We start from the raw sequence: 23,351 nt of genomic DNA, 5'->3' as shown, positions 1-23,351 counted from the left end.
CTTAACCTTTCGTTTGTTGACGACGTACTAAATCGATATGATCTAACGCCATACCAGTACCAATTGCAACACAATCTAGTGGATTTTCAGCAATAAATACCGGCATATTTGTTTCACTACTGATAACTTTATCTAAGCTTTTCAGTAAAGCTCCACCACCAGTTAATACAATACCGCGTTCCATAACATCAGCAGAAAGCTCTGGAGGAGTTTGCTCTAATGTTTTCTTAACGCCATCGATAATAGCAGAGATAGATTCACGTAATGCTTCAGCAATTTCGATAGAAGAAATTTCAATTGTTTTTGGTAAGCCTGTTACTAAATCACGACCGCGGATTTCCATGCGCTCTTCAGGACCTTCAGTGCTAGCAGAACCAATTTCCATTTTAATAGATTCTGAAGTACGTTCACCAATAGTTAAATTATATGATTTACGAATATAAGCTGTAATGGCTTGATCCATTGCGTCACCCGCAACACGTACAGATTCACTTGTCACAATACCACCTAATGAGATAACAGCAACTTCAGTAGTACCACCACCGATATCAACAACCATACTACCTGTTGGTTCCCAAACTGGTAAGTTAGCACCAATTGCTGCTGCAAATGGTTCTTCAATTGTGAAAGCATCTTTCGCACCTGCTTGACGAGATGCATCTATAACAGCACGTTGTTCAACAGATGTAATACCATAAGGTACACAAATCATCACATTCGGCTTTTTCCAGTTACCACCAGAAGATTTCATAGCCTCACGTAAATAATATTGAATCATAGTAGTAGTAATATCAAAATCAGCTATAACGCCATCTTTCATTGGGCGGATTGCTACGATCGAACCTGGAGTACGTCCAATCATATTTTTTGCATCGTTACCTACTGCTACGATTTCACCTGTTTTTGTATTTTTCGCAACTACAGAAGGCTCTCTGAGTACGATTCCTTTTCCTTTAATAAATACCAATGTATTTGCTGTGCCGAGGTCAATCCCGACATCTTTCCCACCTAATCCAAACACTATTATGTTCTTCCTTTCTCTATAGCCATAACTTTCTTAGCTGTCATAAAATCATAAGTTTTATTATAACGGAAAGGAATGAAAAATTACAGTGTTACATGTACCCTTTCTCCTTTAAACTTATAAATTGGTGGTCCCCAATTATGACATGGTCTAAAAGCTCTATACCTATTATATAGCCGGCTTCCTGGATTCTTTTTGTAACTTCAATATCTTCTGGTGAAGGAGCGGGGTTGCCTGAGGGATGATTATGCGCACAAACAAGCGAAGCAGCAGAGCGTTTAACAGCTTCACGAAAAATTTCACGTGGGTGTACGATACTAGCATTTAAACTACCAATGAAGATCGTTTGCTTATGAATAATTTGGTTTTTAACATTCAAAAACAACACTACGAAATGCTCTTGTAGTAAAGCAGTCATATCAGCCATTAAGTATGTAGCCGCATCTTGAGGAGACCTGATAGTATAGCGATCTTCTATTCGCTGTTGCGACATTCTTCTACCTAATTCAATGGCAGCTAGTAGTTGAATCGCTTTTGCTTCTCCAATTCCTTTTACAGACATGATTTCCTCAATGGCTGCATGCTTTAATTCGTGAAGCTGTTCGAAAGAAGTTAAAACTCGATTAGCAATATGTAAAACAGATTCTTCCTTCGTCCCTGTCCGTAATAATATTGCGATAAGCTCCTGGTTCGATAAACTCTCTGCTCCTTGTCTCTTTAAGCGTTCCCTTGGGCGGTCATCTTGATGTACATCGCGGATCATCATTGGTTTAATAGTGTCAGTAGACATCGACTATCTCCCCTTCCTTTACAACGAGAATCTTTTTGCTAATTAGATGCTCTTGCAAAGCGTCAATTGGTAATCCCGCGACATTATCAAAATCCCCCTCAATAGATTCCGTTAAATTTGCCCCTAATCCTTGTATATTATAACCAATATCATGTTCAAAAGGTTCCCCGGTTTCAACATAATGTTCAATTATTTTTTGAGATAATTTTTTCATCGTTACTTTGGACTCAACTACTACCATAGTTACCTGTCCAAGATATCTAACTGCAATCGCTGTCGTTACAATATGTTGACGATTTGATAGTTTAGCTAAATAACGATATGCACCCTGTCTAGTAGTAGGGGGGCACATAATTTCACCATCAATACTAACGGTTCTTTTCGTCGAAATATATGCCTTATTATGTTCTACCATAAATTGACGCCATAAAGTCACAAAAGAACAGTAAACAGTAAAATCCAAAGGTGATGTAGTTGAAGGATAATCAATGGCTACATGATGATACTCAACCTCATAAGGTATCTTAATACGAGCAAAAATATCTTCAGCATTGCCTTTTGGGCTCACTAGAATAATAGTCGTTACTGGATTTAAAGTCATTTCAATTCCCTCCTTTTTTGACATCATAATCGAAATGACATTTTTTTCAAAAGTGTTAAAATCGAGATTTGATGGGTTTTAACACCTTAAAACCCAATCTTGAGACATTTGTTTTGTGCTGTATAGTGACTAATTAGCTGTAATCTGATTACTAGAATATCGTCTGAAACCTTTGATACCGCTTCAATGTTCGAAGTCCAATTTGAAGGTGGATCAATCTTTTTCTTAGAGTCTTCAAAAGTAAACTTTGACACTTTTGATGCACTCAGCACTTTGGGCATTTCGACAAGTGCTGGACTTTCACATTTAGCACCGCTAAAGCTAATCTTTTTTATGAATGAATCTTTATCTACTCTTTCCTTAATTTCTTTTTCCTTCGTCCCAACAGCGGACCATACAAAATATTGACCGCCAAATGAAACGATAGCACTAGTATATAGTTTTGGATTAGTACCTAAAAATTCCGTCGCGGATTGCTCACTTGAAAAAACACCATATTGTTGTGCATAAAAGGTATATGCTTTGTCATCAGCCTTAGCAGTTGTTGTCGTTTTTGTTTCAGTTTTCTTATCGTCAGTAACTTGCTTATCTGCCTGTCCATCAAAAAAATGCAATGCAATGAAAAATAGAAATACTCCTGCCACACCAATAATCACACCATGCACCATAGACAAGAGCAGCATTTTTTTATTATTTCTGGATTCAAATTTCATGTCATCACCCCTCTATTAACCGTAGCATGATGGCCATAAAAAAAGACAAGACTCCTGTCGTCTTGTCTACAAAATTTATCTTGTTAAAATAACAAATTCATATACCATTCGAGAATTTGTTCACCGTAGAAATAAGCAATAATACTTGCCACTGCAATCGATGGACCGAAAGGAATTGGAGTTTTACGCCCTTGCTTTCGGTAGATTAATAGTACAACACCTGTTACTAAACCAATAACAGCTGCCAAAAATAACGCAAGTAATGTCGAAAAAATACCAAGTACTAGTCCAATGATGAAAAATAATTTAATATCACCGCCGCCTATACCACCTTTCGACAAGATAGCAACGAGTAATAATATTAAAAACCCACCAAACGCTCCAACAATACTATCCCACCATGGGTCTGACTGGATGAAAATACGTCCAACCACTAAGAGCACCCCAAAAAACAATAAAATCTTATTAGGGATCAACATATACGCAATATCTGAAACTGTAATAATGATTAATAGGGATATAAATAATAATGCAATGATTAATTCAGGCTTTAATCCCAATTCCAAATACGCCAATGTAAAAAGAATAGCTGTCAAAAATTCCATTAACGGGTATACCCAATGAATTTTTGCTTCGCAATTTCTACATTTACCCTTCAAAAACAAAAAAGATAAAACAGGTACTAAGTCCCTAGTTGTTAACTGCCTTTGACAATTTGTACAATGTGAAGGTGGGCGAACAATAGACTCTCCCTTAGGTACCCTTAACCCAACGACATTAAAAAACGAACCAAAAACTAGACCAAATATAAAAAAGAATAGTGCATAAACAATTATCATTTATATCCCTCTTATTAAAGTTTATTCTTCTACTGAACCCTCATAGTAGAATACTATGAGTTGAACGGTTGCTTGAAGCGCTTCATCTGCCTCTGAACTTTGTACATCTGTATTTGGTATCTCGTACTCGACAGAGTCAATACGCATAATACGAGGCAATTCTTCGACTTCCTTTAAAAAAGCTCTTATTTCTTTTTTATCCTGTGCACTAATGGATAGCGTCATCGTTATTAACTTTAATGCTTCTGGTAGACTACTAGATGCAATCGGTGAAACAGGGGGAACCGACGTTTCGTTCTCATCATTACTGTTTACATTATCACTACTTGCTTGATTTTGTGGTCCCTTATTAGTTGAGGTTTCGTCCGTTTGGATTGTTTCTTTAACGGCCACATCATAATTATTAAATGTAACGTCAAGCACATTCGTTTCACTTACTAATTCCACTTGTTCAATAGCATTAATCACATTACTTAAATCACGATCTAACGGTACTTTCGTTTTTAGTTCACTCATACTTTTCTCGTTGGCTTTTTGTTCGTCCTTTATTATATCAAGCTGTTCGTCTAGAATCGCTGCCTCTTTCCGCATATCCGCTATTTGATATTTCAATGAATTACTTTCCTCCATTTTTGAATACACAGCATAATAAAAGATAGCGCATAAGATTGTAATAACAAGTATTCCTATTAGAATATATGCTGATTTCTTATTACTCCCTAAAGAATTCATGGACGTTCTACCTCCGCAAGTAAATCTGAATTACTAATAGCCAATTTAAACTCTGCTGTATAGCGGGGGACTAAGTCTTCATCTGAACCGGCATTATTATACTCGTTTTTTTCTGGTTTAAAAGCAGTTACTTTTTCAATTTGGACATCAGTATATAAATGATCCATTAATAATTTTTGAACATACAGAGATACATCGTTAAGTGTTTCAAAGTCGATTGTCACCGCAATACCTTCAGCACCGTAATTAATATCCGTAAGCTTTTCGTACGATTCAAGATGGCCTTCTAAACTATCAATAATCGGTGTAACTGGGTATGAAACCGATTCAACAAATTGTACAGATTGCGCAAGTGTACCTTGTGATTGCTTCTGAATATTAGCGATTTGGCCTTTATAACTATTAATTTCTGTTGATAAACTTTGTTGCTCTGAGGACAAGTATTTAATCTCAATTTTTAACGAGAAATATTTCACCCCAGTAGCAATAAGTAAAAAACAAAAGACAGCAACAAATAACCATAAAAGTAGACTATTTGTCTTTTTTCTTTCAATCTTAGGTAAGAGATTAATATCTGGAATCATATCCTACTCTACCTCCTTTAAGGCTAGTCCAATTAAACTTGATTGTGATGCCTTAAAGTTAGGGAACTTACTAGTAATCACTGAATCTTTTAAAGTATGTATAGGCAAATTTAATTGACTTTCTAGCATGTCAATTATATAAGGCAACTCTGGAGAATCTCCTATAACAACAATATTCCCTACGCTTTTTTCACCTTTATTTAAAGAGGAATGATAAAAGTTTAAAATACGATCAATTTCGGATAACGGCTCCATTAATGCTGTTTGATAATTCATCACATCATCACTGTAAGCATAATCAAAGGCATCTTCCGTATGTTTCGGGTACCATTTACTACGCTCTGTATTAATCGTTTGATAACGTAAAAATTCGACTTCCCCCTGCGAATAAATTGTTAATGACAGCTCATTAATAGACCAATCTGTAATTAGCGTAACGCTATTATGTATATTCGGCATAACCATTTCAAGCAAACGCAGATTAGAAATCGCTTTAATATCCGCCACAACAGGCGTTAAGTTAGCATCAGCTAAAAGTCCCGTCAACTTCTGAATCTCATCTGCACTCGTAGCAAATAAAGTCGCCTTGCCATCTCCAGCCGGTGCATCATAAATATCAATAAGTGCATCTTCAAAAGGTAGATGAATTGATCGACCTAGCTCCATCTCTACAAATTCTTTAATCGCTTCTTCTCCCTTTAATTCCTGTGGATGATCAATAACCTTCATCATGACTGTACTATCCGGCACAAAAAAGCGTACATTCTGACCTTTAAGACCATATTTTTTTACTTGTTCCTTCAGTATCTCAAAAAAAGAAAGCTCATCTTCAATGACACCATCCACCACAATACCTTCATCTAAAGGAATACCTTCTATTTTAGACTGCGCTAAATCATTTGAACTGACTGCTAACATATGCATTGCATAATCATTATATATAAGTGACAGCTGTCGCTTTTTCTTCTTAAATATCATCAGAGTACCTCCCACATCCAAAAGCTTTAATACTTCGGTGGAGAAAGCCGAATGTTATGGCTTTCTTCAACGAAAGATTAAAGGGAATACAGCAGCGGAGGCTGCTGTGTTTCAGTAATTAATTCCCCATATTTTCACTTAATTTATCGCTCGATATAACATTTCCTGTAGTAACACCATCTTTATATTTATCATTTTTTATTTTTCCTAAAGCAGTATAGGTAATAGAGTAACCATCTGTAGTTTTTTCAACTTTATCTGCTTCAACAAGAGGATATTTCAACTCATCTAGTCTATTATTTTCTTCGCTAACAGCTGTTGAATAGAACTATCAATCGTATGCATGCCAAGCGCTCGATTTAATTTTCCCTAATCATAAAATCTCCAAGTCTTTCATTTATATTTCTACTTTTTAGAGCATAATCTAACTGCTCCTGAGTAATTGCGTTAGCTTCAACTAATAAATCCCCGAGTCTTTTTCTTTTTACTTTACTCATTATCCCCCCACCTCTTCGCCACCTTATTTCGTATCACCAGGTGTAACAATATCTCCTGTTTCGGTATAGTAGCTTCCCTCGGGAACAGGACTACCATTTTTACTTATAGTTGCTTTTTTACGTTTAGTAGTTGTTGGTTTGCAAACTTCTGAGGTATCGCCCACATTACATTCTTCTGAAACTTCTTCTCCGCTTGTAGAATTCAAATCAACCGGTGTTTGTTTTGATGACAGCTCAATGATTTCATTTTGTGGAGCATAGTAATTCTGACTGATTAATTCTGTCTTTTCATTTCCATCATCAATAGTGACTGTGCGATAAATTAATAGTTGTAGACCTGCCTCTGATTGTTGAGCTATCTCTCTTTCTCCTTCTTCTAAATAAGAAGAATATCGATAAATAGTACGGGGCTTAACATTCTTTTTATCCTCTTCAAATACGGACACTTTTGGATTGCCTCTTAGTGAATATAGCTCAATTTTTAATTCACCTGATATTAATGTAGCAACAATTTTCGCCGGCACTTTACTATGGGATACAAATCGGAAATCTCTTTTAAATATTGGATTTACAACAGCTTCATATCCTGGATACACATAGGTTGGAACTTCATTAGCTTGATGCCTTTCCAATATTTCGAAGCTACTTTGTATTACTGCACTATGCAAAGCTGATGCTACAATCGTCATTGCACTTTCATTGTTAGAGGTATTGGCTATTAGTTCATTAAATGAGACTTCATTTTCTGGCTCAATTATATATCCATTTAATTGATCAACTATTTTCGAAATTTCTGCGGTTTGACTATCGCTCAAGGCTATCGTTTCAAAGGAAATTCGTTCAGCATGATCGATTGATATATCTTTAACTTCAACCTTAATTGGAGAACGCTTCAGATAAGATGCCGCTTCAAGAATTTGAGTAATTAGATTTTCATCTTTTAAATTTGTTTGGTTTTCAATTTTCTCCTGTAGTGTAGGATTTGCTTCTACAATCAAAGGCTCTTGTATAATACGTTTCTTTTCCCAAAACGCATACCACGATTTCTCTATACTAAGTTCATATTGCTTAATAGAAGCAGCTATATCGAATTGAAAATCTTCCCCATTCAATAAAATCTCTTTTTCCCCAACCGTTATCAATATTTCACTACCTTGCCATGTATCAATAGCTGCATTTAACTTTTTTTTCATATTTTCATTAGACAAGTTCTCTATAGATACATTCCCTATAGTAGAGCCCTTAGGAGCAGCTAATGCTTTATCCCTGTTATATTCAAATGGAACAAGAAAACCGAATACTAACAGGGTAATTATTGTTATTTTCGTAAAAAACCTCATATTCTAATTCTCCTATTATAGATATTTTTGTATATATTTATTTCCACAACCATAAACTAGATTATAAATAAAAATTATCCAAAAAGATACGTCTTTTATCACAACTTAAAATTCATTTTACATTTTTTGACTAAAAATATATGCTATATATGGAGCGGATATTGCTACGGGATTACCTAATCCAGGTAGTATAGATATTCCTTCTTACTTATAGCCATAAACCTAAAGCAGACCTTAACACTCCGATTGATATCGAGTTACCTACTTTCCCAGACGATGATTTTAATAATTTTGAGCAATTGAAATACCCTAATAATGAGCAAGTCAAAAAAAAATGACTCCGAAAAAACAAATGTCATACAAGGTGGCGATTTATTAATAAATCACTACCTTACTAACAAATATACACTTAATATGAAATTTAAAAATATCATACTATCTAGTAACTATTCTTTAACGATCAATGTTGGTAATACAGACAAGGCCCTCAACAATGGGAGTATATCCAAACTCAAAGTGTATTACAAAGGAAATAATGCAAAAAACGCCAATTTTAAATTCGGAGGTAGCGGAGGATTCCAAGGGGATATTTATTCTGGAGGAAGTAAAGTTGAATTAGATGGAGCTTCTTCAGCCATTACTAAAGTATTTTTCGCACCAAACGCAGATGTTACTTTATCAGGTAGTGGAAATATTACAGGAGCAGTTATTGCAAAATCTTTTACTGCTTCAGGTGGATCATATGTTCAATATGCTTCCTCTAACCCTATACTTATTGAAACAGTTCCGTCTTATGATGACCCTAAACAATTATCCTCTCAAGGAGCTTTAATAGAAGAGTAAAGTAATAGATAATTCTCTTAATAAATATTTGAAAAAATTAAGGATATAGTAAAACACAAAAAGGCGTTTCAAAGTGAGGAATTAACTTTGAAACGCCTCTTCAATTATTCTCTGGTACATTTTCTACAGAAAAAATTATTGGTCTCTTGATCTATTTGGAATCCTTATAAGGATTCTTCTATAACCTAAATGTTCCTCATCCCAACTAAAAAAGGGATATTAACCCCATAGAAAAAGTATTTTACAACCAACTTCAGTATTTTTAATCCATAAATTAATACGACTTATCCTTACAATAGAAAGTCGTTAACTGTAATGTCGTTTGAATGGTTTCTTTTAAAACAGCTTCTCCGTTTGGTACTGAAAAGTTTACTTTATCTATACGGACGATACGATCTAATCTTTCTACTTCTTTTATAAAGTCATAAACATCGTCATAATTTGGAGAGACTAGCATTACATCAAATGTAATACATTCAGGCTTAAGTGAGGAAGTTACAGATGCATTAGAACATACGGGAGTTGCATACTGAATTTCCTCTACTTGTTGATTAACTGATGAAAGATTAGATGATAATGTTTCATCAGTAGTTATTGATTCGCTACTATGATTCGTTAGTCCTTCTACTAATTCTTTTCCAAACAAATTAGTTAATGAAATGGTTACATCATTTTTGATAACAATACGATCAACCTTCGTGATTGTTAGCTGTTCAATATTCCGGAGTGCACGAAGAACCTTTTCAAACTGTCTACTCCCAGGATCTTTGTTTAGAAATTCTAATTGATTGATTTTAAGTACATCCTCTCATTTTTAATCCACGTTTTCTTTGCTCATTTTCAACAGTATATTAATAGTAGTGCAGGCATTCATATGTAAAAAATATTTAACTAATATGTATTCTGCTAATCATTATATGTTGCAATAGCTAAGAGAATTCTAGGAATCTCTTAGCTTATGTTTAGGTTTTTAGATACTCCGCTACGCGATTACGCCCTTTTTGTTTAGCTCCTACATACAAAGCCCTATCAGCATTTCGGATTAGTGCCATTGGTTTATCACAATCTTCAGGAGCAGTTGAAACACCAACACTTGTCGTGATTGTGACATGTTCTTTTATCTGATTCAAACTCAAATCTGATCCAATTTCAAATAACTTAAGTTGTACATTCATACGAATTTCTTCGGCTAAGTGGAGTGCCTCACCTTTAGACATATTCGGAAGTAAAATAACAAATTCCTCACCGCCAAATCTAGCTAATAACCCTTTACCTCCCACTTCTTCCTCTAAAGTACGAGCGAAGTCACATAAAATGCTATTACCACTTTGATGACCATACGTATCATTAATAAGTTTGAAATGATCAATATCGAGCATGATTAACGATAGCTGACGTATTTCCCCGTCCATTAATTCTTGCATTTTAATTGTAAGTTGTTCTTCGAAATACCTGTAATTATATAACCCAGTTAAACCACAGCGTTCACTTTTGTTTAATGTCGCCTCAATGTATCGCGATCGCTCCACGGAAACAGCAAAACAAGAACATAGTATGTCCAATATACGAATTTTATATTCTTCAAAGAATTTTTTCTTATTAGAAGCTATTAATAAAACTCCTACCATTTTTTGATTTCTCGAGATGGGCATCATTACTATACTTTGTGTGGCAAAAGGCAAAAAACCTATCCCCATATCTATCCATTCGGACTGTTGATTATAAACAATTGTTTGCTCTGTGTTCATTATTTCTTTGATAGGCGTTTTCAAAATATTTTCATGAGAGATATTAACCGCTGTGGTTACTCCATTTTCATGTGATCTAAGGAATTGTAGCTGACCATTCACAATATCGATAATGTAAGCATGATCTACAGGCATGATTTCAATAGTTTTATCCATAAATAAATCCACAACTTTATCACTCGTTAAGCGATTCCCTAATTGATGACCGAAATGCGCAGCCAACGATAGGTATTCATTTACTCTTTCTGATGTACTATACATTTTTAAAATTTGAGTCACTATTAAAAATGGCAACCCAAGTAAAACAAATGATATTGGACCCACATATTCCGACAGTAGATATAGTGTTAACCCTATAGGAAAAGTAAATAGCATACTATTATAATCCCAATAATCATCTTTTGTTAGAAACGGAGCTTTTTTCTTCATAACGATTAAACTCAATTTCAGTAACACATGATTCACAAATGTATTCATAAATAAATAAACCATTCCGAATAAGACAATATGAGGAATGCTAAGCGAACCAAATTCCCCACCAATTATGATAAAAAATAAACCACTGATGAAAGATACGAGGAAAAACATAATCGAATTCCAAGGTATTCGGTAGAGACTTAACTTAAGTAACTTTGCACGGTATAAAAATGGAATCAGTGCAATTTGGAATACAATTAATTCAATAAATAAACCATATTTCAAAAAAACCGCTAAGTTTACCCACTGCATAAAAAATAAAGGGACCCCGTTTATAACAATAGGGAAAATGGCTGTTATGATTGCCAATACTATGAAGCCTATTAACTCAGACCAATCAATATACGTTGGCGGAGGGAAATAGTGGTATACCACATATAAACTGATTGGTATAGTTGCCAACCATACTGCAAATACGGTCCATCTAAACTTTAGTGATAAATTCACTGCTCACACCTCTCATAATGAGTACTTATGCCTACTTTTAAGCAATTATAGCAAATCATTTTACCAAAGTCATCCATTTAATACGATTCAATTAAATGTTTCATACAATATTTTTCGCCATTTTGCTAACAAATATAAGGAACCAGTCATGATAATTACCTCATTCAGCAGCAACTTTTGATGAACAGTAGTTAAAATGTCATATGTTGTCGATTTATTTACCGCAGTACTCATTTTCAAAATCTCATCAGCAGCCATCGAACGATCATTTGCTACATCTATAAAGGTAAATGTAGTACCTACTTTTTCTAATTCTGCTAAAACTCCTCGTATATCCTTGTCCCCAAGCATTCCAACGATAAAATGAATAGGTTCACTAGGAAATTGCTCTTGAATCGCATCTACTAAACTTTTAGCACTTGCTGGGTTATGTGCCCCGTCAATATAAAGCTTCGGCGCAAGTTGTTCAAAGCGACATGCTAGCTGAGCACTTTGAATCCCATTTCGGAATGCTTCGACATATGTTTTCACTCCATTTACTTGTGCAAAAATATTAAATGCTGTAATTGCTAGCGCCATATTACTACGCTGATGCAAGCCCGGCATTGTACGTGTTAAGTTCGTGATTCGTACATCATCAGTCATGTATTTTTCCTTCGAGTCTTCCTCTATAACGGTGAAATTTTCATTGTAAACAAGTAATGGTGAGCGTAGTTTTTCCGCTTCTTGTGTAAATATTTTTAATGCTTTAGTTGGTAGCACGCCCGTCACTACAGGCTTTCCTTCTTTAATAATGCCTGCTTTATGCATAGCTATACTTTCAATAGTTGATCCTAAAAAATTTGTATGCTCTAAAGCAATACTAGGTACAACTGACACAATTGGCGTTACAACATTTGTACTATCAAAACGCCCCCCCATACCACATTCGATAATAGTAATATCAGGTGCAAAGCGCTTAAAAGCTAAAAAGGCTACTACTGTTAACAGTTCGAAGTCTGTTAACTTTCCATCTAATCCCGCGTCTGCCATGATACTAAAAACTGCATCCATTTCTTCTGGTGTAATCGGTTGTTCATCTAGCTGAATTTGATCGTGTATATCTTCAATACACGGAGACATAAATGTAGCGGTCGACAGTCCATGAGCTTTACTTATATGTTCTATAAAAGTAATCGTTGAACCTTTGCCATTTGTACCCGCCACATGGACTACTGATAAGTTTTCTTGTGGATTCCCTACTAATTGTAATGCTTCAGTAATAGCTGTTAATCCTGGTTTAATCGAGGCGTCACTACGGACACCCCACTTTTCTTTATAGTGATCTAATTTCGGAATCATGTTGGCACCTCATTTACTGCTTCACTTTATTGTTTAAAAATGCACGTACTTCAGATATAAAATAAAGAGAACCTGTTATGACTAATACATGCTCGTCCTCTTTTTTCTGGATTGCTCGCTTCACTACACGTTCCCAATCGGCATCAAAATAAGTATGGTGGTGTTGTGATAATGCTGCTAATTCTTCGGCTGGTGCGGCATTAGGCATAGTTATTTGCGTAAATGTCATAGAGGTTGCTACTTCCGCCATCATCTTAATACTTTTTAGATGATCTTTGTCCTGTAGCGCGGCATAGATAAAATCGTATTCCCTCGTCGGATATTTCGCTTTTAATGTTGCAATTAACGCTTCTGTACCTTCGGGATTATGCGCTCCATCAATTACGATAAGATGACCATACTCTTCAAAGCGCCCCGCCCATTTTGCTTCTTTTAAAGCTTTTCGAATGGCTTCTTCTGTAATATCAAAGTATCCAGCATCTTTTAACAATAATGCCGTTGTAATAGCTAATGATGCATTGTTAATTTGGTGAGGACCTGCCATACGTAATTCAACATCAGTTAGGGCGTAATCACCTTTAGAGTAATTAAACACTTGTATATGTTCCTTTTGAGCAACTTTTGTTGCCGTAAAATCCTTGTTGAAAATAGCTATAGGTGCATGCTTCTCTTCCGCTACTTTCCGAAGAACTTCTAGTGCATCTTTGTTCTCTACAGTTGTCACTACGGGTCTATTTTCTTTAATAATGCCACCCTTTTGATATGCAATTTTGTCATAGGTATCACCTAAAATCGCTGTATGTTCTAAAGAAATCGTTGTAATTATTGAAATGATGGGATCTATCACATTAGTTGAATCTAATTTGCCACCAATACCTGTTTCAATTAGAGCAACATCTACTTTTTCATCTGCAAAATAGAGGAAAGCTACAATCGTCATAATTTCAAAAAAACTTGGGTATACTCCGTCCTTTTCATCAATTGCAGCAAACACTTTATTGACGTATAAAAGGAATTGCTCATCCGTAATTTGCTTGTCACTAATTGTAATACGCTCATTTATGCGCTCTAAGTGTGGAGAAACAAAGCAGCCTACTTTTTCTATTTGACTGTACTTTAATATTTCCTTTAAGGCATTTAAAGTAGAGCCTTTACCGTTTGATCCTGCTAGATGGATTGTTTTAAAAGTATGTTGGGGGTCGCCAAACTCATGTAATAGTGAAGTAACGACTTCTAATGGAATCGATGTACTACTACCTTTTTTTAATGAGGTTAAAAACTCGACGCACTGTTCTATATTTGTAAACACTATTCAACACTCCTGGTATGTATATTGTGCTTGTTATTTAATCATTTACCTTCTTATTATAAGCCATTATAAAGTACAATAACTACATTACATTTTGGTTATAATTACCGCTTGACATTTCACTATAGGATTAATTTATAAGGAACTAAAATACCTTCCAACTTATATCTGTTGATAATTATATTGTGGTAATTTCTCGTATTTTATCGAAAATTGTCGTTTTAATTACAAAAAAAATCGCTCAAGTATAATACTTGAGCGATTTTTTTATTACATATTTTTTAATTCGTTAATACGTTTCTCCACTGTTGCATATTTTTCAATATAGTCTGCTTCTTTTGCACGCTCAGCAGCAACAACGTCATCTGGAGCTTTTGATACGAAACGTTCATTGTTCAGTTTACCTTGAACTCGTTTCACTTCTTTATCCCATTTCTCAAGTTCATGTGATAAGCGCTCAATTTCAGCCGCTACATCGATTAATCCTTCAAGAGGTAAGAATAGTTCTGCACCAGATACAACAGCTGACATGCATTGACCAGGAGCCTCAATACCTTCGCCAAGTGTTAACGGCTCTGGGTTACAGAATTTTTCTAGATATGCTTTGTTATCTTCCAGAACAGAAAGTGTTGCAGCATCTTTAGCTGAAACATATAAAGGTACTTTTTTGCTCATTGGTGTTTGTACTTCAGCACGAATATTACGAACAGCACGGATAATGTCCATTAGTAATTTCATGTTATCCGATTGCGCTTGTGAAGTTAAAGTTTCATCAACTGTCGGCCAAGCAGCTACTGTAATTGATTCGCCTTCATGCGGAAGGTTTTGCCAAATCTCTTCTGTGATAAATGGCATAAATGGATGTAACAGGCGCATTGTATTATCTAAAACATATGCTAGTACAGAGCGCGTTGTTTTCTTCGCTGCTTCGTCTTCACCGTATAATGGCAATTTCGCCATTTCGATGTACCAGTCACAGAAATCATCCCAGATGAAGTTGTATAATTGACGACCTACTTCACCAAATTCAAATTTCTCAGCTAAAGTTGTTACTTGTTCGATTGTTTCGTTCAGACGAGTTAGAATCCATTGATCTGCTACTGATTTTTTACCAGTTAAATCGATTTCATCGTAAGTCATGCCTTCCATGTTCATCAAAGCAAAACGTGAAGCATTCCAAATTTTGTTTGAGAAGTTCCAAACCGCTTCTACTTTTTCATTTGAATAACGTAAATCTTGACCTGGAGAAGAACCAGTTGCTAAGAAGTAACGTAATGAGTCAGCACCGTATTTTTCGATAACATCCATTGGATCAACGCCATTACCTAGAGATTTAGACATTTTACGACCTTGCTCATCACGAACTAAACCATGAATTAATACATCTTCAAATGGACGTGTTCCAGTAAATTCAATACCTTGGAAAATCATACGAGAAACCCAGAAGAATATAATATCATAACCAGTTACTAATGTATTAGTTGGATAATAACGTTTAAATTCTTCATTTGCTTCATCTGGCCAGCCCATTGTTGAAAACGGCCATAATGCAGATGAGAACCAAGTATCTAATACATCATTATCTTGATTCCAGTTTTCAGCATCAGCTGGAGCATCTGTACCTACGTAAATTTCGCCTGTTTCTTTATGGTACCAAGCTGGGATTCGGTGACCCCACCAAAGTTGACGAGAAATACACCAATCACGGATATTCTCCATCCAACGAGAATACGTATTTTCAAAACGTGCAGGTACAAAGTTTACTTTGCCTTCTTCATCTTTTTGAAGCTCTAATGATGCATCTGCAAGTGGTTGCATTTTAACGAACCATTGTGTTGAAAGATACGGCTCAACAACCGCACCAGAACGTTCTGAGTGTCCTACTGAGTGTATATGATCTTCGATTTTGAAGCAAACACCCATGTCTTGTAAGTCTTTAACGATTGCTTTACGGCATTCAAAGCGATCCATACCTTTATATTTTCCAGCATTATCATTCATTGAACCATCTTCGTTCATTACAAGAATACGTGGTAAGTCATGGCGGTTACCTACTTCAAAGTCATTCGGGTCATGAGCTGGTGTAATTTTCACAACACCCGTACCAAATTCCATTTCAACGTACTCATCTGCTATGATCGGAATTTCGCGACCTACGATTGGTAATGTCACTGTTTTGCCGATTAGATGTTGGTAACGTTCATCTTTAGGGTGAACAGCGATTGCAGTATCACCTAGCATTGTTTCAGGGCGTGTAGTTGCAATTTCAATTGATCCAGTTCCATCAGTTAATGGATATTTGAAGTGATAAAAAGCCCCTGGAATGTCTTTGTAAATAACTTCGATATCTGATAACGCTGTTTTTGTTGCAGGATCCCAGTTAATAATATATTCACCGCGGTAAATTAATCCTTTTTCGTAAAGTTTTACGAATACTTCTTTTACTGCATCAGAAAGTCCTGCATCTAATGTGAATCGTTCACGAGAATAATCTAGCGCTAGGCCCATTTTCGCCCATTGTTGACGAATATGTCCTGCATACTCTTCTTTCCATTCCCATGTTTTTTCAACGAACTTTTCGCGACCTAAGTCATAACGAGTAATACCTTCTTCACGAAGTTTCGCTTCTACCTTTGCTTGTGTTGCAATACCCGCATGGTCCATACCTGGTAACCAAAGCGCATCGTATCCTTGCATACGTTTCATACGAATTAGGATATCTTGTAATGTTGTATCCCAAGCATGCCCTAAGTGTAGTTTACCTGTTACGTTTGGTGGTGGAATTACGATTGAATATGGCTCTTTGCCACTTTCTGGTTGAGCTTTAAAGAATTCTCCTTTTAGCCACCATTCATAACGTCCTTGTTCGATTGACTGTGGATCATATTTCGTTGGCATTGATGTCGTTTGTTGTTCTGTCAATTTGACGACCTCCTTTTAATTTCTTGTTAACAACGAAGTATCTTGTAGTTTTTTGCAAATAAAAAACTCCTATCGCCTAAAAAGGACGAAGGAGTTGAATTCGCGGTACCACCTTTATTTCAACACAAAAAAACGTGCTGACACTTCATTGTATAACGGCTTCTAACCGGCTTCTGCTAAGCTTTATTAGGTTCACAGAAACTGCTCCAGGGCGACCTTCAAACGTGTGTATGCGAAAACTCTCACCAAACGTTTCCTCTCTTTGGCAAACACAATACATTCTACTCTTCCCTATCTATGCATCTATATTAAGATGACCTAATTGTATCGGAAAAAAGATGCATTTTCAAGTTTTTTAGAAAGGAGGGCTACATTTCATGTCACATAGAAAATTTAATCGTCATTTCCACCCACCTTGGCTACGGAAAACAAGATTTCACTGTAGACGTATTATCGTTCCTATTTGTTGCTTCCAAGTTATACGTGTAATTATTATCCCGACAACAGGAGACATCATCTTACTTCTAGTATTAGCCTTATTGTGGTGGTTACTGTTTACGGAATTCCTTTAAGTTATACGTTTTAACTGTATATGCTTCTTCTAAATCCCATAAAAACGCATCAGATTCTAGTTCTTCTTGAGCACTTGCCTCAGCAGTAGTGGTAGTTGAACTTTCTACTACTTCTGCTTCTACTTGTGCAGTAGCAACTTGCGGCTCTTCATAATTACATGTCGCCTGCCAGCTAAAATGACAACTACCATCATCTTGGAATGTTGTCGTAATATAGTCTACTTTTATTTCTACAGGAACGTCTTTATTCACTCGATCTCGCGGCAAATTTACATGTAACGGCACAGCATATTCAAAATAACCCGATTCTCCTTGCATGTCTAAATCCTCTATTGTTGTCCAAGTTGAAGTCCCATGATGTGGTGCTTCTCCTTCTGCAAATGCTACATTTGCAGAAATATGATAAATACCTGTTAAAAATACTGATTCACCTGACTCTTCTTGTGTCCAACGAGGTGTAATTTTCACATTCGACGTATCTTGCGGTTTACCAAAACTTTCAGGAAAGTTAAATCCTTCTGCGATTTCCCAGGAAATATGTTGCATAGCTTGACCTCCTTCATATATCTAATAGAATATATGCTTGATAGTATTGTGATTATGCATTGTGTTATGTCCATAGATTAATCGATTGTAATTATTCGTTTGTTGGTCAGGTCCATTAGAGTCATTGATGCTCTAAGAGAAAGATTAGCTATATTACGTACATTATCAATGTATTTACATGCATTATAAAAGGCTTTCTCAAAATAGAGAAAGCCTTTTTCTTCTAATATTATATTAGCGTGCAAGTTGTTTAAATACTTTTTGGAAAGCTTGAACAGTCTTTGAAATATGTTCTTCAGTGTGCTCTGTAGAAACAAATACACCTTCAAATTGTGACGGCGGCAAGAAGATTCCTTCATTCGCCATTAAACCGTAGTATTCAGCAAACAATTGTAAATCAGAAGTTTTCGCCGTTTCAAAGTTAATAACATTTTCATTAGTTAAGAAATAACCAATCATTGAACCTGCACGATTTACTGTGTGAGGGATGTTATACGTTTCTGCAGCTTCGCGGAAACCTGCTTCTAATTGATCACCTAGTTTTGTGAAGTAATCATATGTTTCAGGTTTTAAATGACTAATTGTTGCTAATCCAGCAGACATTGCAAGTGGGTTACCTGATAATGTACCCGCTTGATAGATTGGACCTGCTGGAGCAATTTTCTCCATAATCTCACGCTTACCACCGAATGCACCTACAGGTAGTCCACCACCGATTACTTTACCAAGACAAGTTAAATCTGGTGTTACACCAAAGTGACCTTGAGCACTATGATACCCTACTCGGAAACCAGTCATTACTTCATCAAAGATTAATAGTGAACCAGCATTTGTTGTTAGTTCACGTAAGCCTTCAAGGAATCCCGGTAACGGAGGAACGACACCCATATTACCGCAAACAGGCTCAACGATTACTGCAGCAATTTCTTCGCCGAATTTTTCGAAGACAAGTTTAGCTGATTCTAAATCATTATACGGAACAGTTAATGTGTTTTGAGCAATTCCCATTGGTACACCAGGGCTGTCTGGTAAACCAAGTGTTGCTACACCTGAACCAGCTTTAATCAATAAACTATCACCATGTCCGTGATAGCTACCTTCAAACTTCAAAATTTTATCTCTTCCTGTAAAGCCACGTGCTGCACGGATTGCACTCATCGTTGCTTCTGTACCAGAAGATACCATACGAATCATTTCGATTGAAGGAATACGATCTATTACCACTTTTGCTAGTTCATTTTCTACTAGTGAAGAAGCACCGAAGCTTGTTCCCGTTTCAGCTACTTTTTGAATTGCAGCTACCACATCAGGATGCGTATGACCAATAATTAGTGGACCCCATGATAATACATAGTCAATATAATCATTACCATCGATATCCGTAATGATTGCTCCTTTACCGCTAGCCATGAAAATCGGATCCATATCAACTGCTTTAAATGCACGAACTGGACTGTTTACGCCACCTGGCATTAAGTTTACTGCTTCTTTAAACGCTTGTTTTGATTTTTCATATGAACGTGTCATGATTTATTTCCCCTCCATCCAACGAACTGCATCTTTTGCGTGATAAGTAATGATTAAGTCTGCTCCTGCGCGTTTCATACCTAGTAGTGTTTCTAAGACCGTTTGTTTTTCGTCAATCCAGCCATTAATAGATGCCGCTTTGACCATCGCATATTCGCCACTTACATTGTAAGCAACAATCGGTAAATCGTAGTTATTACGTACATCACGTACAATATCTAAGTAAGCCAATGCTGGTTTAACGATTAAGAAATCCGCTCCTTCTTCTACGTCTGAAGTAGCTTCACGCATTGCTTCCATACGATTTGCAGGATCCATTTGATATGTTTTACGATCACCAAATTTAGGTGCGCCATCTGCCGCATCACGGAAAGGTCCATAATATGCTGAAGCGTATTTTACTGCATAAGACATGATTGGAACATCTTCAAATCCAGCATCATCTAAGCCTTTACGAATCGCTGCTACAAAACCGTCCATCATATTAGATGGCGCAATAATGTCTGCTCCCGCTTCTGCTTGTGAAACTGCTGTTTTTGCTAATAAATCTAGTGAAGGATCATTTAAAATTTGTTCTTTGTCATTCACGACGCCACAGTGACCATGAGAAGTAAATTCACATAGGCATGTGTCAGCAATAACCACGATTTCTGGGTAATTCTTTTTCACAAAACGAGTTGCTTCTTGAACAATACCATGATTGTGGAAAGCTTGAGTACCTACTTCGTCTTTTTCTGCAGGTAAGCCAAAAAGAATAACAGAAGGAATACCTAGTGATACTACTTCATCCATTTCCTCACCTAAACGATCAATTGAAAATTGGAAAACGCCCGGCATAGAAGATACTTCATTTTTAATATTTTCGCCATCCATGACGAAAATGGGATAGATGAAATCTTCTTTATGCAAATATGTTTCTTTTACCATTGAACGCATAGTAGCGGATTGACGTAAACGTCTATGTCTTTTAAATGTTAAATCTTTCATTTTAGATGTTCCTTTCTATTAGCTAACTCTTGAATCAGTGCTTTCATTGTATAGGTGGGCGGCATTACATCAACTTTAGCACCCGCCTTAATTAGCGCTCGCTCTGTGATATGTCCTATAGATAGAACCATAAATGAATGCCAACCGATTACCTTTGCTACATGCTCAGAAAAAACCTCTACTGCAGATGGACTTGCAAAGGCAATACTTACATTTGCCGATTCTTTTATTAGTGTTAGCAGTTCTGTAGTATGTTCTGTCGTTTGAACCGTTTCATAGACAGTCCATTCATCGACATGACAAGATAAACCTTTTACTATAGTATCTTTGGCCATCGAACCCTTAAAAAATTGACAGGATATATTGTCCCCCGCAATTGCAGGGAACTCTTGTACAAATACATCTGCACTGAAAGTTGATGGCATAAAATTAATCTCAAAGCCTATTTCTTCAAGAGCTTCGGCTGTTTTCGTACCAACAGCAGCAACTTTACCTGACCACTCAGATGCCTGGAAATGAAAACGCTGTATTTTACTTATAAAAGCAAGGACCGCATTTTGACTTGTGAAAATAAGCCAATCATACTGCTTACTTTTTTCAAGTCGTTGTCGGTCCATGTCACTATTAATCTCATTAACAGTAATAAGCGGTAGGTGTATAGCCTGACCGCCTAATTGTTCAATTTGCTTTTTCACGGATGCTGTAACATGTGTGCCAGTTAATACGATTTTGTCTCCACTAAGAGATAAATCATTTAGCATCTTGCTCGGCCTTTACTTTTTGAATTAAATCAAAGGCTCCTTGCTCTGTTAAAATACGAGCAACTTCTTCACCAGCTGCTTTAGCATCTTCCATTGTCACTGTTTCTTTATAAATAACAGACGCATCTGGAGCTGCTACTAAACCAGTTAGTTCAATTTGTTTTCCATCAAATTTTGCGTAACCTGCGATTGGTACTTGGCAACCGCCATCCATTGCTGCAAGATATGCGCGCTCTGCATGTGCTTCTTCCCAAGTTGCCTTGTCTGTTAATTTAGCAAGCTCAGCTAATAATTCAGCATCATCACTGCGACACTCAATGCCTAGAGAACCTTGCCCAACAGCTGGTATACACATTTCAGCAGATAAGTATTCTGTTACGACATCTTGACTCCAACCTAGTCGTTTAAGACCAGCTGCTGCTAAAATAATCGCATCATATTCGCCCGTTTCAAGTTTCTCTAAACGTGTATCTACGTTTCCACGAATCCATTTGATTTCGATATCTGGACGTTGGGCCAATAATTGTGAACTGCGGCGTAAGCTACTTGTGCCTACAACAGCACCTTTTGGTAAATCCGCAAATTTCACATGACCTTTTGAAATGAAAGCATCACGTGCATCTTCACGTGGAGGGATACAGCCGATTACAAGCCCCTCTGGTAAAACTGCTGGCATATCTTTCATACTGTGGACAGCAAAATCAATTCCTTTATCAAAAAGTTCTTGTTCGATTTCTTTTACAAATAGTCCTTTACCGCCGACTTTAGAAAGTTGGACATCTAAAATTTGGTCACCTTTAGTCACAATTTCTTTGACTTCAAATTCAAACGGAGCACCCGCCTGTTTCATTTGATTGATAAACCAATTAGTTTGCGTTAAAGCAAGTTTACTTCTTCTTGAACCTACTACTATTTTTCTCACAATAATCCAACCTTTCTATTAATACCAAAGATGAAAATCAGACAATTTACTTCCTAAAAAGAAATTGATGATTACAAACAGAAATGCATACACATGAGCCCACGCATAACCTGTCGAATGTAATTTCCCTTTTCGATTTCCATAAATGATGAAACAATAAATTAACAACGAAACAAATGAACCAACAATTTTCACATCAAATACAGATATATTATCTAATGTTAAATATGCCCATTGTAGGCCTAAAATTAAACTTATTAACAATAACGGTATACCCGTTAATAATGAAGCTGTCATTCCTTGCTCAGTTTGCTGTAATGATGGAAGTCTCGTCCATTGCTTCGTCCATTTCTTTTTCTTTAATACATTATATAAAATCAAATATAATGTCGAAAAAACAAACGATAGTGAGAATGCCACATACGATAGAATTGCGAACGTAATATGGATAAATAAAAGCTCAGAGATTAGAGCCTCACCTACTGGCGATTGTGCGATTTGCGATGGTGCAAATGTATGAATCGTCATGAAGATGAATCCAATTACGTTTATGAAGAATACTGGTAAATCTACTCGATATACGCAATGTAAAAGGATCGAAATGGTTATTAATAACCAAGCATATAAATAGATTCCTTCAAACAACGATAATATAGGGAAACGATGCGTCTCCACTATATACATTACTAAAAATACTGATTGTAAAACCCATACGATGGAAAGTAGCCAAAATGCAACACGGTGAGCTTTTGCATCCTTATTTAAATAATCTATAAAATAGAATACAAGACTGATTGCATATAAGACGACCATCGCTTCATGTAGTCTTGTCATCGTCAAATCAGCCATAA

At 36.2% G+C, this 23,351-nt stretch carries 24 protein-coding genes and 1 other annotated feature; of the genes, 2 read left to right on the top strand and 22 right to left on the bottom strand.

Going from position 1 to position 23,351, the window contains the following annotated elements:
• Position 1 precedes the first annotated feature (1 nt).
• From AC3IS5_RS05485 to AC3IS5_RS05435, 11 genes are all read right to left on the bottom strand, one after another.
• Positions 2 to 1,021, bottom strand: a complete 1,020-nt coding sequence (locus tag AC3IS5_RS05485) for a rod shape-determining protein (protein WP_038187415.1) — start codon at positions 1,019 to 1,021, stop codon at positions 2 to 4.
• Positions 1,022 to 1,115: 94 nt separating this feature from the next.
• Positions 1,116 to 1,814 (bottom strand): RadC family protein, encoded by a 699-nt coding sequence (gene radC / locus AC3IS5_RS05480; RefSeq protein WP_427733442.1) that lies wholly within the window; start codon positions 1,812 to 1,814, stop codon positions 1,116 to 1,118.
• Positions 1,804 to 2,415 (bottom strand): Maf family protein, encoded by a 612-nt coding sequence (locus AC3IS5_RS05475; RefSeq protein WP_489426902.1) that lies wholly within the window; start codon positions 2,413 to 2,415, stop codon positions 1,804 to 1,806. The genes radC and AC3IS5_RS05475 overlap by 11 nt, the downstream gene beginning before the upstream one ends.
• 86 nt (positions 2,416 to 2,501) lie before the next feature.
• The gene (locus AC3IS5_RS05470; protein ID WP_489426901.1) at positions 2,502 to 3,128 is read right to left on the bottom strand and encodes a hypothetical protein; all 627 of its coding nucleotides are present in this window, start codon (positions 3,126 to 3,128) and stop codon (positions 2,502 to 2,504) included.
• Positions 3,129 to 3,211: 83 nt separating this feature from the next.
• Positions 3,212 to 3,967, bottom strand: coding sequence for a prepilin peptidase (locus AC3IS5_RS05465; RefSeq protein WP_489426900.1), 756 nt, complete (start codon positions 3,965 to 3,967; stop codon positions 3,212 to 3,214).
• A 21-nt stretch (positions 3,968 to 3,988) separates the two neighbouring features.
• Complete coding sequence (locus tag AC3IS5_RS05460; RefSeq protein WP_489426899.1) at positions 3,989 to 4,699, bottom strand: hypothetical protein; 711 nt, start codon at positions 4,697 to 4,699, stop codon at positions 3,989 to 3,991.
• Positions 4,696 to 5,283, bottom strand: coding sequence for a PilN domain-containing protein (locus AC3IS5_RS05455; RefSeq protein ID WP_489426898.1), 588 nt, complete (start codon positions 5,281 to 5,283; stop codon positions 4,696 to 4,698). Before AC3IS5_RS05455 ends, AC3IS5_RS05460 begins: the two co-directional genes overlap by 4 nt.
• Before the next feature lie 3 nt (positions 5,284 to 5,286).
• Complete coding sequence (gene pilM, locus AC3IS5_RS05450) at positions 5,287 to 6,261, bottom strand: type IV pilus biogenesis protein PilM (protein ID WP_489426897.1); 975 nt, start codon at positions 6,259 to 6,261, stop codon at positions 5,287 to 5,289.
• A gap of 118 nt (positions 6,262 to 6,379) precedes the next feature.
• Positions 6,380 to 6,544, bottom strand: coding sequence for a hypothetical protein (locus AC3IS5_RS05445; protein ID WP_489426896.1), 165 nt, complete (start codon positions 6,542 to 6,544; stop codon positions 6,380 to 6,382).
• Positions 6,545 to 6,620: 76 nt separating this feature from the next.
• Entirely contained in the window at positions 6,621 to 6,758 is a 138-nt protein-coding gene (locus tag AC3IS5_RS05440; protein WP_489426895.1) for a cyclic di-GMP-binding domain-containing protein, MshE-related, read from the bottom strand.
• 23 nt (positions 6,759 to 6,781) lie between these two features.
• Entirely contained in the window at positions 6,782 to 8,098 is a 1,317-nt protein-coding gene (locus tag AC3IS5_RS05435) for a G5 domain-containing protein (protein ID WP_489426894.1), read from the bottom strand.
• 315 nt (positions 8,099 to 8,413) lie between these two features.
• On the opposite strand from AC3IS5_RS05435, the gene AC3IS5_RS05430 reads away from it, so the two are divergent.
• Positions 8,414 to 8,941: a DUF7305 domain-containing protein gene (locus AC3IS5_RS05430; RefSeq protein ID WP_489426893.1), complete on the top strand. Its 528-nt coding sequence runs from the start codon at positions 8,414 to 8,416 to the stop codon at positions 8,939 to 8,941.
• 274 nt (positions 8,942 to 9,215) lie between these two features.
• Here the strand turns inward: AC3IS5_RS05430 and AC3IS5_RS05425 are convergent, their stop codons facing one another.
• The 5 genes from AC3IS5_RS05425 to AC3IS5_RS05405 form a co-directional block, all read right to left on the bottom strand.
• The gene (locus AC3IS5_RS05425) at positions 9,216 to 9,587 is read right to left on the bottom strand and encodes a hypothetical protein (RefSeq protein ID WP_489426892.1); all 372 of its coding nucleotides are present in this window, start codon (positions 9,585 to 9,587) and stop codon (positions 9,216 to 9,218) included.
• A gap of 316 nt (positions 9,588 to 9,903) precedes the next feature.
• A complete protein-coding gene (locus tag AC3IS5_RS05420; protein ID WP_489426891.1) occupies positions 9,904 to 11,613 on the bottom strand; it encodes a sensor domain-containing diguanylate cyclase in 1,710 nt (569 codons plus the stop codon).
• Positions 11,614 to 11,700: 87 nt separating this feature from the next.
• Positions 11,701 to 12,954 carry a bifunctional folylpolyglutamate synthase/dihydrofolate synthase gene (locus AC3IS5_RS05415; RefSeq protein ID WP_489426890.1) on the bottom strand — a complete coding sequence of 418 codons (1,254 nt, stop codon included), beginning with the start codon at positions 12,952 to 12,954 and terminating at the stop codon, positions 11,701 to 11,703.
• Positions 12,955 to 12,967: 13 nt separating this feature from the next.
• On the bottom strand, positions 12,968 to 14,263 hold the full coding sequence (locus AC3IS5_RS05410; protein WP_489426889.1) for a bifunctional folylpolyglutamate synthase/dihydrofolate synthase: 1,296 nt from the start codon (positions 14,261 to 14,263) through the stop codon (positions 12,968 to 12,970).
• Between the two features lie 270 nt (positions 14,264 to 14,533).
• Positions 14,534 to 17,161 carry a valine--tRNA ligase gene (locus AC3IS5_RS05405; RefSeq protein ID WP_489427820.1) on the bottom strand — a complete coding sequence of 876 codons (2,628 nt, stop codon included), beginning with the start codon at positions 17,159 to 17,161 and terminating at the stop codon, positions 14,534 to 14,536.
• Positions 17,162 to 17,263: 102 nt separating this feature from the next.
• Positions 17,264 to 17,492: a binding site (T-box leader), on the bottom strand.
• A 70-nt stretch (positions 17,493 to 17,562) separates the two neighbouring features.
• Here AC3IS5_RS05405 and AC3IS5_RS05400 point away from each other — a divergent pair.
• Positions 17,563 to 17,757, top strand: a complete 195-nt coding sequence (locus tag AC3IS5_RS05400) for a hypothetical protein (protein WP_489426888.1) — start codon at positions 17,563 to 17,565, stop codon at positions 17,755 to 17,757.
• Here AC3IS5_RS05400 and AC3IS5_RS05395 read toward each other — a convergent pair.
• The 6 genes from AC3IS5_RS05395 to ccsA form a co-directional block, all read right to left on the bottom strand.
• Positions 17,734 to 18,303 carry a hypothetical protein gene (locus tag AC3IS5_RS05395; protein ID WP_489426887.1) on the bottom strand — a complete coding sequence of 190 codons (570 nt, stop codon included), beginning with the start codon at positions 18,301 to 18,303 and terminating at the stop codon, positions 17,734 to 17,736. The genes AC3IS5_RS05400 and AC3IS5_RS05395 overlap by 24 nt on opposite strands.
• Before the next feature lie 234 nt (positions 18,304 to 18,537).
• Positions 18,538 to 19,830, bottom strand: coding sequence for a glutamate-1-semialdehyde 2,1-aminomutase (gene hemL, locus AC3IS5_RS05390; RefSeq protein WP_489426886.1), 1,293 nt, complete (start codon positions 19,828 to 19,830; stop codon positions 18,538 to 18,540).
• Between the two features lie 3 nt (positions 19,831 to 19,833).
• Positions 19,834 to 20,817, bottom strand: a complete 984-nt coding sequence (hemB, locus tag AC3IS5_RS05385) for a porphobilinogen synthase (protein WP_038187470.1) — start codon at positions 20,815 to 20,817, stop codon at positions 19,834 to 19,836.
• Positions 20,814 to 21,578 (bottom strand): uroporphyrinogen-III synthase, encoded by a 765-nt coding sequence (locus AC3IS5_RS05380; RefSeq protein WP_489426885.1) that lies wholly within the window; start codon positions 21,576 to 21,578, stop codon positions 20,814 to 20,816. Before AC3IS5_RS05380 ends, hemB begins: the two co-directional genes overlap by 4 nt.
• Complete coding sequence (hemC, locus tag AC3IS5_RS05375; protein ID WP_489426884.1) at positions 21,568 to 22,500, bottom strand: hydroxymethylbilane synthase; 933 nt, start codon at positions 22,498 to 22,500, stop codon at positions 21,568 to 21,570. Before hemC ends, AC3IS5_RS05380 begins: the two co-directional genes overlap by 11 nt.
• Before the next feature lie 18 nt (positions 22,501 to 22,518).
• Positions 22,519 to 23,349: a cytochrome c biogenesis protein CcsA gene (gene ccsA, locus AC3IS5_RS05370; RefSeq protein ID WP_489426883.1), complete on the bottom strand. Its 831-nt coding sequence runs from the start codon at positions 23,347 to 23,349 to the stop codon at positions 22,519 to 22,521.
• Between the last annotated feature and the right edge of the window lie 2 nt (positions 23,350 to 23,351).

Source organism: Viridibacillus sp. KH_047 (assembly GCF_057838945.1).
Note: the sequence above shows the minus strand (reverse complement) of the source record. Positions and strands in the feature narration are given on the sequence as shown.